This is a genomic window from Candidatus Peregrinibacteria bacterium, assembly GCA_016699755.1.
GTDB lineage: Bacteria > Patescibacteriota > Gracilibacteria > CAIRYL01.
The window spans coordinates 785,321-796,833 of sequence record CP065009.1 but is presented as its reverse complement, the minus strand read 5'-3'; the positions used below and the strand labels follow the sequence as shown (position 1 = coordinate 796,833).

At 40.2% G+C, this 11,513-nt stretch carries 7 protein-coding genes; 4 read left to right on the top strand and 3 right to left on the bottom strand.

The window, feature by feature from the left end:
* The first annotated feature begins 374 nt into the window (after positions 1-374).
* Entirely contained in the window at positions 375-2,075 is a 1,701-nt protein-coding gene (locus tag IPN35_03570; protein QQS58656.1) for a S8 family serine peptidase, read from the top strand.
* Between the two features lie 68 nt (positions 2,076-2,143).
* Positions 2,144-2,941 (top strand): hypothetical protein, encoded by a 798-nt coding sequence (locus IPN35_03565; GenBank protein ID QQS58655.1) that lies wholly within the window; start codon positions 2,144-2,146, stop codon positions 2,939-2,941.
* A 68-nt stretch (positions 2,942-3,009) separates the two neighbouring features.
* Here IPN35_03565 and IPN35_03560 read toward each other — a convergent pair whose 3' ends face one another.
* Complete coding sequence (locus tag IPN35_03560) at positions 3,010-3,909, bottom strand: branched-chain amino acid transaminase (protein QQS58654.1); 900 nt, start codon at positions 3,907-3,909, stop codon at positions 3,010-3,012.
* A 141-nt stretch (positions 3,910-4,050) separates the two neighbouring features.
* Here IPN35_03560 and IPN35_03555 point away from each other — a divergent pair, with 141 nt between their 5' ends.
* The gene (locus tag IPN35_03555; protein QQS58653.1) at positions 4,051-5,379 is read left to right on the top strand and encodes a UDP-glucose/GDP-mannose dehydrogenase family protein; all 1,329 of its coding nucleotides are present in this window, start codon (positions 4,051-4,053) and stop codon (positions 5,377-5,379) included.
* A gap of 141 nt (positions 5,380-5,520) precedes the next feature.
* Complete coding sequence (locus IPN35_03550; protein ID QQS58652.1) at positions 5,521-6,489, top strand: GDP-mannose 4,6-dehydratase; 969 nt, start codon at positions 5,521-5,523, stop codon at positions 6,487-6,489.
* Between the two features lie 184 nt (positions 6,490-6,673).
* Here the strand turns inward: IPN35_03550 and IPN35_03545 are convergent, their stop codons facing one another.
* Positions 6,674-8,041 (bottom strand): hypothetical protein, encoded by a 1,368-nt coding sequence (locus IPN35_03545; protein QQS58651.1) that lies wholly within the window; start codon positions 8,039-8,041, stop codon positions 6,674-6,676.
* A 183-nt stretch (positions 8,042-8,224) separates the two neighbouring features.
* Complete coding sequence (locus tag IPN35_03540) at positions 8,225-11,350, bottom strand: ATP-dependent helicase (GenBank protein QQS58650.1); 3,126 nt, start codon at positions 11,348-11,350, stop codon at positions 8,225-8,227.
* Positions 11,351-11,513: the final 163 nt, after the last annotated feature.

Genomic DNA, 11,513 nt, shown 5'->3' with positions numbered 1-11,513 from the left:
ACCGTACTATACGCAGAACTCCATCATACTTCTTATATTTTATATGTTTTTGCACTATTATTTATTTTTGAAAATTCATTTTTTTTACTTTATAAAGCCATTTTGTAAATGATAAAAATCCATTGCTCTTAAAAAAAAATATTATTTTCACAAAACTGGTCATGTAATGAATAGTATAAATGTAAAAAAATGATATTTATTTATTTTTATGTATTTTAATATGCATATTAATAAAAATAGATAGAAAAATATTATTTTTTGTTATGTGTATGTAATTGTTTTTTTTATCAGTTTTCTTTGATTTTTTCTTCTAAAAATAGTACTATGAAATGAATTTTAAAAAATAAAAATAATATTCTTTTTCTCAAAAATATATGAAATATCTTCAGGGTGTTCGCGCAAAATTTGCTCTCTTTTTTGTTTTTGTAACAGCACTTTTTCTCTTTCTTCTTCTTTTTTATTCTGAAAGTACTTCTCAAAATACCATTTCTGATGATATGGCTTCTCTCCATAAAAAGTTCGAAGTCATTCGTTCGGAATCTCTCTTCACCGGAAAAACGGTGAGCATGGCTAAAAATAGAAATTTCTTAGCAGATATTTTTCAGGCGGAGACTTCGCCCTCTGAGACTTCAGAAATTCTTGTTGAAACGAAAACAGGGGAGACTCTTCTTTTAACGAGTCGACAAAAAGGTGTTGCTTCAAAAATGGTTGCCGAATATCAATCCCTTCCATCTGTTTCTGTGGCAGAAGAGAATCAGGAGGGGGCTTTTTTTACAGAAGATAGCTTTGAATTATCTCCATCTTTTTCTCAAAAAAATGACCTTCCGTTGAAAGAGAGAGAGGCTCCCACTGTCATTGTTGCCGTGCTTGATAGTGGTATTGATGCCTTTCACCCCGCTCTTTCTGGGGAAATTTGGGAAAATAAAGTCGAGAAAAACGGAAGAATCGGAAAAGATGATGATGGAAATGGGCTTATAGATGATATTTCTGGATGGAATTTTCTCTCAAAGAATTCAGATGTCTCCGATGATATTGGGCATGGTACTCATATTTCTGGTATTATCGTGGCGCACGAAACTCCCATGTCTTCTATGAGAGGGGTGAGTTCGGTTGGAACAAAGATTATGCCCCTCAAAATTGCGGATAAAAAACACGGATTGCGATTATCGGGTGTGTTGCGTGCGTTAGCGTATGCTCAGGAACAAAAGGTAGACGTGATAAACATGAGCTTTGGTTTTGCCGAACCATCGTCACTCCTTCATAAGTCGATCACAAATTTTGTTCAAACTGGTGGTGTTATTGTTTCTGCCGCAGGAAATTCTGGAGATGAACATAAATTTTATCCAGCCGCATATTCAGAAGTTTATGCGGTTTCTTCTGCCAACCTCCAAGGAGGGAGGCGAGAGTCCTCCACCTATGGTACTTGGGTAGATGCAAGTGCTCCTGCAAAACTGTTGAGCACGCTCCCCGATGGAAAATACGGTGCAAAAACCGGAACATCTCAAGCGGCCGCTTTTATGACAGGAATGTATGCACGCGAAAAGTTTCAGCACCCAGAGCGTTCTTCCGATGATCTTTTAAGTACACTAAGTGGGCTTTCGGAGAGATTTTCAACGGTTTCAATTCCAGCGCAAAAAGATCTTTCGATTTCTTCTCAAAAATGGGTTTCTCCAGCTCTTCATGCTCTTAGGATGCAAGAACAGCTTTCTGCAGAAAAACAGGAATCCCTTGATATGAATCGCCTTGTTACCAAAACAGAAGCAGTTGTTCTTTTGGGAGAACTTTTTCCAGAATGGAACGAAGTTCGATCTCTTATCGCTGTTCATTTTATGGATGATCCTCATTTTTCAAGCATCTCACCCTCGCCTTACGATATCGCGGAAGAAATAGTGACTTACGACAATCTCTCTCGTGAACTTCTTCCGTTTTCTGAAGCAAAAAATATTCTCGATGATATTTTTGCAATTGCTCGTTCTAAAGCTTCTCCCCCAAGTGTTCCCAAAAACTTTGGTCAATATGTTTTTCTTACTCGCTCAGAATTTTATTCTCTTTTGAATATATATTTTGTTCAATAAAAAAAGAATCTTGCTTTTACGCGGTGACAAAAATAGAGTGAATCGCCACTATCTTTCTCTTTTAGAATATGAAAAGTAGTAGAGAACATTTTTTGATCAATGCCCTACAAGCTATTGGTCTTCATGAAAAGGAAATTCGTTTGTATCTTGAAATGCTTGCTATCGGCGATCAGCCAGCTTCTGTGCTTTCTCGAAAACTTGGACTTCCGCGGAGTAGTGTTCAATTTTTGGCGGAAACACTTATTAAAAAAGGAGTTGCACGAAAACACCAAAGTCGAAACATAACAAATTATCAACCGGTTCCTCCAGAAAGCCTCCTTCGTATTCTTGAGGCAGGAAAAAATGAAATGTTGGCAGAATACGCAGAGAAAGAAAAACTTCTTTCAGAAGCTATTCCCGAACTCCAGAGTATAAAACAGAAAGAGACCTCTTGTCCCCAAGTTGGTTTTTTTGAGGGAGCAGAAGGATTGAAAATGATTTATGAAGACACACTCTTTGCAAAAGAACCAATTCGAACACTGACAAATTTTGAGAACAGAAATGAGTATCTTCCAGAATATTTTGAACACTATTATTCTCGGCGAAAACAGAAGAAAATATTCGTCCGTGCTATTTATCCAGACACGAATTTTGGAAAGCTCCGTCAGGCACGAGATATTGAAGATTTTCGTGATTCACGTCTTGTTGATAGAACAAAGTATAAATGGCTTCCTGAGCTCATGTTTTACGATGATAAAGTTGCCATTGCTTCTGGAAGTGAAAAGATAGGGGTGATCATTGAGAGTCGGGAAATATCCGAAGCAATGAAAGTACTCTTCGATCTTGCGTGGGAAGGAATTTCAAACAAGAAAAAGAAGGAAGAATAGGTGATGAGAAAGCGAACAAAAAATATTCCCCCCAGTAAAGAGGGGAATAGAAATGGAGCGAATGAGTCCTATACAAAAGTGAGCCACTCTTCGTATTTTTGGTTTTTTCCGGTAACAGCACTGAAGAAGATCTCTCGAATTTTCTTTGTCATTTCTCCTTCTTCTCCGTTCCCAATTGGTTTTCTGTCGACCGTTCCAATAGGGGTAACTTCTGCCGCTGTTCCTGTAAAAAAGGCTTCGTCTGCTTCCCAAATTTCTTCTGGGTGAATAATCCGTTCCGATACCGAAATCCCAAGATCTTGTGCAATTTGAAAAACAGATTTTCGCGTAATGCCATTGAGCACATTTCCGAGCAGGGGGGTGTGCAAACCTCCATCTTTGACGAGAAAAAAGTTTTCTCCGGGACCTTCTGCAATATTTCCCTCAAAATCAAGAAGAAGTGCTTCATCATAGTCTTCATCTCCCACTTCTTGTGTAGCAAGAATAGAATTCACATAGTGTCCAGCGACTTTTGCATCAGCAATGAGGCTTTTTGGATGAATGCGGATATATTTTGAAATTTTCACGTGGATAGGGCGATCTGCCAAATATTTCCCCCATGGCCAGCAGGCGATAATAAGATGCGGAGTGGCTCCTTGTGGGCGAAGCCCCATTTTTCCTTCTCCAAAAAAGGCGAGAGGACGAATGTATCCTGAGAGGCATTCGTTTTTCCGAACCGTTTCGATTGTTGCTGCATTTACTTCTTCTTCTGTGAAGTTAATGGGAAGCCGAAGTGTAGAAGCAGAGTAAAAGAGGCGCTTTGTGTGATCCTTGAGGCGAAAAATAGCGGGTCCTTTTGGGGTTTCGTAAAATCGAGTTCCCTCAAACACCCCCGATCCATAGTGAAGTGCGTGGGAAATAACATGCACTTTTGCGTCTTCCCATTCTATAAATACTCCATCCATCCAGATCCAAGGTGTTGTTTCCATTTCTGAAAAACCAAAAAGAAAAATGGCGTACAAAAAGACGCAAAGAAAATTCTGTCAAAAATCACTTTTTTTTCGCAAGAAAATAATTTTTCTTTTTTTGAAAGAATATTTTACAATGTCCTATTGATATCTCCATATCACATGCGAATTACCATTTTTGGAACGGGCTATGTAGGGCTTGTGACAGGAGTGTGTTTCGCGGAAGTTGGGCATGAAGTACTGTGCATAGATATTGATGCCCAAAAAATAGCGCTTCTTCAGGAAGGAAAAACTCCGTTTTTTGAGCCAGGACTCTCGGAATTGGTACGGAAAAATATTGCAGAAAAACGACTCTATTTTGGAACAGATGCCAAGGAGGGGGTGCAATTTGCCTCGGCAGTTTTTTGTTCTGTGGGAACTCCACCATCATGTTCTATTGGGCATGAACCAGATCTTTCTGCGGTATTTGCCATTTCCAAAACGTTTGGACAATTTGTGAAAGGAGAGAAAATTCTCGTCAATAAATCTACCGTTCCTCCCGGAACAGCTGAAAAATGTCGAATTATTGTAGCTTCTGAAATTGCTTCTCGTGGGAAGGGCGATACTATTTCCTTTGACGTTGTGAGTAATCCCGAGTTTTTACAAGAAGGATGTGCTATTGAAAACACTCTGCACCCCGATCGTATTTTGGCGGGAACAACCTCAGACACTTCTGAAGCGATTTTGCGAGAAATTTATGCGCCATTTCTTTGCTCGAATACTCCTTTTCTTCGTGTTTCTCCACAAACGGCAGAAACCATAAAGTATGCTGCGAATTGTTTTTTGGCGACAAAAATTTCGTTTATGAATGAAATCGCTCGTTTTTGTGATGCGGTAGGAGCAGATGTCAGTGATGTTGCTCAGGCGATGGGGTGCGATCCGCGCATTGGGTCATCATTCCTTCGTGCTGGCGTGGGTTATGGAGGGAGTTGTCTTCCTAAAGATGTTTCGGGTCTTCTTTTCTCTGGAGAGCAGGCAAAAACCCCCTTTCGCATTCTCGAATCTGTTCGTGAGGTAAATGAGACCCAAAGAGAGGTATTTCTCGAAAAACTCTTTTCTCTCTTGCCAGACGTTTCTGGGAAAACCATTGCCCTATTGGGACTTTCGTTTAAGCCAAATACCGATGATATTCGTGAAGCGCCATCACTCAAAATTCTCAATCGTCTTCTGGAATTGGGCGCACGGGTTCGTGCCTTTGATCCTGTAGCAATGAACAATATTTCACGAGAAGTTTCTCATGAGAATTTTTCTTGTGCAAAAGATCCGTATGTTACCGTGCAAGGAGTAGACGCGGTTCTTCTTCTTACGGAATGGAGTGAGTTTCAGAATTTGGATATGAAACGTATCGTAGGGCTTATGAAGGGAGATATTTTCATAGATGGACGCAATATGTTTCATCCTTTGCAGATGCGAGAATTTGGATTTCAATATGTGGGAATAGGGAGAAACTAACAAGAAAAATATATTCTGGATTTTTGCATCCTCCCGATAGATTGGGATTGCTCACAATGACAAAGAGAGAAGAAAAAAGGAAAGTATCTTGTTCCTCATTCTCTCAATCCGCTACTATTTTCTCGGTTTTTCCATTTTCTTATGCGTGTTCTCGTTACCGGTTCTGCCGGATTCATTGGTTCTCATATTTGTCACATACTGTGTTCCCGAGGAGATTCTGTCGTAGGACTTGATAATTTCAACGAGTATTATGATAGTCGCCGAAAACGAAAAAATACTGCTGATGTACTCAAAAACTTCCCCACAAATTTTCGAGTTGTAGAAGGAGATATTCTCGATGTCATTCTCCTTGGCGATCTCTGCGCTTCAGAGCACTTTGACGCCATTATTCACCTTGCGGCGCGAGCGGGAGTTCGAGCGAGTTTAGAAGATCCATTCTTGACGGAAAAAGTGAATATTCGTGGAACCCTTCGTGTTTTTGATGCTGCACGACGTTTTGCTATTCCAAAAGTTATTTATGCGAGTAGCAGTTCTGTGTATGGCGATTGTCGAGACATTCCCTTTCGAGAAAGTCAATTCCTCCGCCCTGTTTCTCCGTATGCGGCAACAAAATTAGCGAACGAAAATGATGCCTATATTTTCTCTTCTGCTCATGGCTTGCAAACCATAGGATTCCGATTTTTTACCGTATACGGTCCACGAGGAAGACCCGATATGGCGCCGTACCTTTTTACCGATCGCATTGCCCGTGGATTGCCACTCCCAAAATTTGGTGATGGAACAACTGCCCGTGATTATACCTTTATCGACGATATTGTTTCTGGGGTTATGTCTGCACTCGATCATTTTTCTGAGCCGTATGGTGTTTTTAATCTCGGAAATGCTGAGGTGACAACTCTGAACGAGTTTATTGCACTTATTGAAAATATTCTCGGAAAAAAAGCGATTATTCAACAACTTCCTTTCCAACAGGGAGACGTAACTATCACGAATGCGGATATTACTCTCGCTCGGGAAAAACTTGGGTTTTTGCCAAAAACGAGTTTGCGACAAGGAATGGAAAAATTTGTGGAGTGGTATGCACGAGAAATATTTTCGGAAAAGGGGTGATAGAGTTTCTGGGGCTTGTAAATTGTCTCCGCAATGACAACCTCAACTGTCATCCTGAACGTGATTCAGGATCTCTAAGAAACAAAAGACTCACATTTTTTCATTTTTGGATTTATGTTTCTTCTGAAATTTCTTGTGCTTTCTTTAGAAATAGCATCTTTCCGTCTCATAATATCACTCTCTATTACTGCTGGAGGGGAAAAAAAGTACTAAGGACATACGCCATTTCTTCTTGTTTGGTCGAAGAGGGAAAATCAACTTTTATCTCCTTACCATCTGATGAAAAAGTTGCTGTCTTACTATCATCACTTAATTCAACCTTAGCTCCACTCTTTCTTTGAAACTCATGCTTCTCTAATGTCGCAATCGCTTTAAGCTGTTGTCCAAGAACAATATTATCATCTTTTAATCTTTGAATTATCGATTGAAAAAAGCCATCCACATTATTCTCATTGGTATAATCTTTAATATTCTCCCAATCATGGGATATAGAGAAGGGAACTTTACCATCTCTCATAATTAGACGGTCATTATAGTAGAATACTATACAATTTTTGTCGCCTCTTTTCTCTTTATCTAGTTTTATGTTCATATTTTTATTTTCGATATTTACTGTAATTTCTTTCTGCGCATTAACAAAACGGTCTAAAAAACTATTTACTCCTGCTTCTGTTGCTGTTTCTGTTGCTGTTTCTGTTGCTGCTGGTGCTGGTGCTGGTGCTGGTGCTGGTGCTGGTGCTGGTGCTGGTGCTGTTGCTGGTGCTGGTGCTGGTGCTGTTTCTGCTGTTTCTGCTGCTGCTGCTGGTGCTGCTGGTGCTGCTGGTGCTGCTGCTGGTGCTGGTGCTGCTGCTGGTGCTGCTGCTGGTGCTGGTGCTGCTGCTGGTGCTGGTGCTGCTGCTGCTGCTGGTGCTGGTGCTGGTGCTGGTGCTGCTGCTGGTGCTGGTGCTGCTGCTGGTGCTGGTGCTGGTGCTGGTGCTGGTGCTGGTGCTGGTGCTGGTGCTGCTTTTTCCTTCTCTATCATTTCTATCACTTTGAGTAAAGCGGCAACGCTTTGCGGACCCGGTTCTCCATCGATAAGAAATGTGTCTCTGTTTTTTTTCATCTCTTTAAACCAATCTTCATTCTTATATGCATCATTGAAATATTGTTGAAAATTCCTGAGTGCTCCTTTTGTATCACCCAGACCTTTTCCTCTTTTCATGAGTGAGTCGAGTTGTTTGGGGCTAAAACCTGTATTACTAGAAATATTTATTATTGATTTGTTGTCCTCTATATATTGTAGAGCAACTTGTAGAGCGGCAGTGTATCCTGTTTTTCCATCTTTGCTCCAATCAGTATCTTTTGCATTATTAAGTAATGTTTTTACTTCTCCAATATTCAATTTTCTATCTGAAAAAATAGCCCTATCTAAACTGTTGAGTTGTTCTGTAACCCATGCTTCACTCTTATTACTGAGATGTAAATCATATTCCTTTTCTGTGGATTCGCTACTGTCGGCGAATATCCTTCTCGACTCTAAAAAAGGAGAAAATATGTTTTTTTGTGTTTTCATAGAGTTTACTTTTATTGAGAGTATTATACTGTATTTTTTAAGAACATTCAAATTCATATTTCCTTTAATTTGTCATTTTAAGTTTCATTCAACATTTCCACTCAATCATTATTCTGAACGTGTTTTGAGAGAGATTGCGGATCAAGTCCACAATGACAAAAGAAGAAACTCACAATAACATCCTCAATTGTCATTTTTTCTCATTATTTCACAATACCAGCATCTACCTTCTTTTTTTTTGATTTCACATGGTTCTTTCGTCTCTAAAAACTCTAAATTTTGAATGCTCTTCCAGACACGGTGAATTTCTTCTTTGAGTGGAAGCGTATCTGCGAATGATATTTGAAATTCTCGGCGGATGCATTTTCCGCTTTCATCTGGTCGTAAAAAGTCGAGCGCAAAAGAAATGGGTGTCCATGGGAATTGACGGCTTTCGGTAGCGAGGAGAAAATAAAAGAGAAGTTGGCGATACATGGCTCCGGCACGAATATCATCTTTTTGGGAATCGCGTGCGCCCAAAATTTCGTTAACGCTTTTCCCTTTGCTCGTTTTGTAATCAATAATCCGTACTTCGCGTTGCGCCTCGTTTATCCATTCCACCTTATCAATTTTTCCGGTAATAGATGCTGTTCCGTCCAAAAGGACATGGTGTGGACGAAAATCGAGTTCGGTAGCGACTGGGAGAGGGAACAATCCTTCAAATTGATCAAAATATGTGTTCAAATGCTCACGTCCTTCTCGAAGAAGTGCGTCTCGTTCTGAACTACTTATTATCTCTCGCTCAAACGATTTTTCGAGCGCAAGAAAGGCAATGGAGCGATTGGGGAGAATTTTCTGTTTTCGGTGTTCGGTAAAAAAAGATTCAAGCGCCGCATGAACGGCAGTTCCAAGAGAGAGTCTTGCATCTTTTACGGACGGAATGCGTAAGAGATTTTCGAGGAGAAACTTGTTTGGACACTCTCGATAGTTTTCAAAGGCGGTGGGGGAAAGGGCAAATCGTTCGGAGTGTACCATTTCCCGTAAAAACGATTCTTCGTCGACGCTGGTTTTTTGGGGAGAAAAGAAAAGATCACTCTTGAGACGCTCTTCCACTTGCTCTTCGTATATATCTCTTACTCCTTCTTCTCGGGTTTCTGGATCAATTTCATCGAGAAATCGGCTTGCGGATTGTTCTTTTCCGGTTTCCGATTGCATGGAGTAACTGAGAAAAAGTTGCTCTTTTGCTCGGGTAATTGCTACAAAAAAGAGTCGGCGCTCCTCTTCATTTTCGCGCTCTATGTCTTTTGGCATCGACACAATATCTTCTGGCAGAGTAAGGCTTTGCGGTTTTTTTCGATCGCCCCACACGCCTTCTGCCAGGTTTGTCACAAATACAGTTTCATATTCCAAGCCCTTTGCACCGTGAGTAGTGAGAATACGAACTGCTTCTGTCGGTGCCTGCAACATGCGATCTTCAATGGGTTCGTCAAATTCTTCTCGAATGCGAAGAATCTCTAAAAAATGCGAAAGAGAGGCATTGGGAGTGTTTCGTGCGAGGGTTTTGATTTCTCCAAAGAGTGCATTGACATGATTGAGTGTTTCGAGCCGTGTCTTTTTTCCCAAGAGAAATGCAAGAAATCCCGATTCTGTAAGTATTTTTTGAAAAACCTCGGGAAGAGTTTTATCTCGAAGATCTTGGCTCCACTCTCCAAATAGTTGGCAGATACGAACAACGTTAGGGGCAGTATTTGCAGAATCCGAAATTTCCGAAGAATTTTTTAAAGAACCTGAAACAGAATTTGGGTCTCGCTCTTCATCTTTTAACTGGGAGTTATGGTTTTCCAAAAAGCACTCAAAGAGACTCGTTTTCTGCTCTTTTGCATATCGATGCGCACGCCAAATTTCCACAAGCGGAATATTCCATACGGGGTAATGGAGCACTTCAAAAAAAAGTCGGTTTTCGGTTGGATTTTCTGCAAGTTTTAAAAGCGTAAGAATTTGTTGAATGCGAATATCTCGCAAAACATTACTTCGTGAGGAAAATACAGCGGGCAAATCATTTTCTTCAAAATACCGCAGAAATTCTTGTCCTTCGTGGTTTGTTCGAACAAGAACCGCTATTTCTGCCAGAGAATATCCTTTTTTGTGAAGGTTTTTTGCTTTTTGAAGAACAAAAAATCGCTCTGCTTCTGGCGTGGAAAACGAAAAGAGTTTTGGCATTTCTCCCTTTTTTTTTGTGGCGGATACAATCCGTTTTGAAATTTTTGGAAATATTTTTGTGAGCCGTTCGGAACTATTTTGAATAACCGATTCTGCAAGTGCCAAAATTTCTTTTGTGCTCCGATAATTCTCAGTAAGAGGAATAATAGTTGCGGAGGAAAATTTTCGCAAAAATCGGGTGATATTCTCTAAATTTGCTCCCTGAAATCGGTAAATAGATTGATCGTCATCTCCCACGGTGAAAATGTTTGGTGACTGATCGTCCCCGACAATGCGTTCTAAAATTTCCATTTGTGCGCCATTACTGTCTTGAAATTCATCTGCCAAAAGAAAGAGGGTTTCTTCTCGAACACTCGCTGTCAAATCTTCTTCTGTTCGGAGTGCATGAAGCACAAAGAGAATTTGATCGTCAAAATCCATAAGTCCCTCTTTTTGCATCAAGTCTTCATATTGTTTATAGGCGAGAACGAGTTCTTGCCATTTTTCTATTCGTTTTTGCTCATCGAGGTACTTTTTTTTCCAGTGACCTGTTTTTGGGTTTGTTTTTTCTTCTTCCGAAATTGTCTCAAAATCCACTACTCGCTGTTCCACAATTTGTTGAAAATCTTCTGGTGACAGTCCTTCTCGTTTGAGTTCTGAAATACGAGAAAGAATATTTCTCAGAAAAAAGAAAGGGCGCGTAGCAGGGGAAAGTGCTGTAAAGTCTGAACTTTCAAGAATCTTTTGGAGAATACGGATTTGCGAAATTTTATCTGCCGCCACTCGGAATCTTGATCCAGAAAAATATTCGGGATATCGAGCAATGGTCTCCACACAAAATCCATGAAAAGTAGAAATACGAACCGAATGCGCAGTTGGTCCAATGAATGTTCGAAGACGATTTCGCATGGCAACAACTCCGGCATCGGTAAACGTGAGTGCAAGGATATTTTCGGGATTCGTATCCGTCTCTTGTAAAATTTCTGCAATACGAAGCGCAAGCACTTGGGTTTTTCCTGTTCCTGGTCCGGCAATGGCAAGTACTGGTCCGTAAACGGTTTCTACCGCTTTTTTTTGTGCACTATTGAGTGTCTGTTTCGCCGATTCGTACGCAGTACTATTGTGATTCATTCTGGAGTATCTCTAAAAGAAAACCTTTTTTCTTTAGGATAGAGGAAGACGCTCGTTTCGAAAATGGAATCTTTTGATGAGGGAAAATAAAAACGTCGAAAAAAATCTCTTGCGTACCCGTTGTAATACCTATACCATAGGTAGTGGTATTTTACTTTTCAAA

Bases quoted from the DNA above. Each gene is read 5' to 3' on its own strand.
- IPN35_03570 (QQS58656.1), top strand. From the start codon at position 375: ATGAAATATCTTCAGGGTGTTCGCGCAAAATTTGCTCTCTTTTTTGTT.
- IPN35_03565 (QQS58655.1), top strand. From the start codon at position 2,144: ATGAAAAGTAGTAGAGAACATTTTTTGATCAATGCCCTACAAGCTATT.
- IPN35_03560 (QQS58654.1), bottom strand. From the start codon at position 3,909: ATGGAAACAACACCTTGGATCTGGATGGATGGAGTATTTATAGAATGG.
- IPN35_03555 (QQS58653.1), top strand. From the start codon at position 4,051: ATGCGAATTACCATTTTTGGAACGGGCTATGTAGGGCTTGTGACAGGA.
- IPN35_03550 (QQS58652.1), top strand. From the start codon at position 5,521: ATGCGTGTTCTCGTTACCGGTTCTGCCGGATTCATTGGTTCTCATATT.
- IPN35_03545 (QQS58651.1), bottom strand. From the start codon at position 8,041: ATGAAAACACAAAAAAACATATTTTCTCCTTTTTTAGAGTCGAGAAGG.
- IPN35_03540 (QQS58650.1), bottom strand. From the start codon at position 11,350: ATGAATCACAATAGTACTGCGTACGAATCGGCGAAACAGACACTCAAT.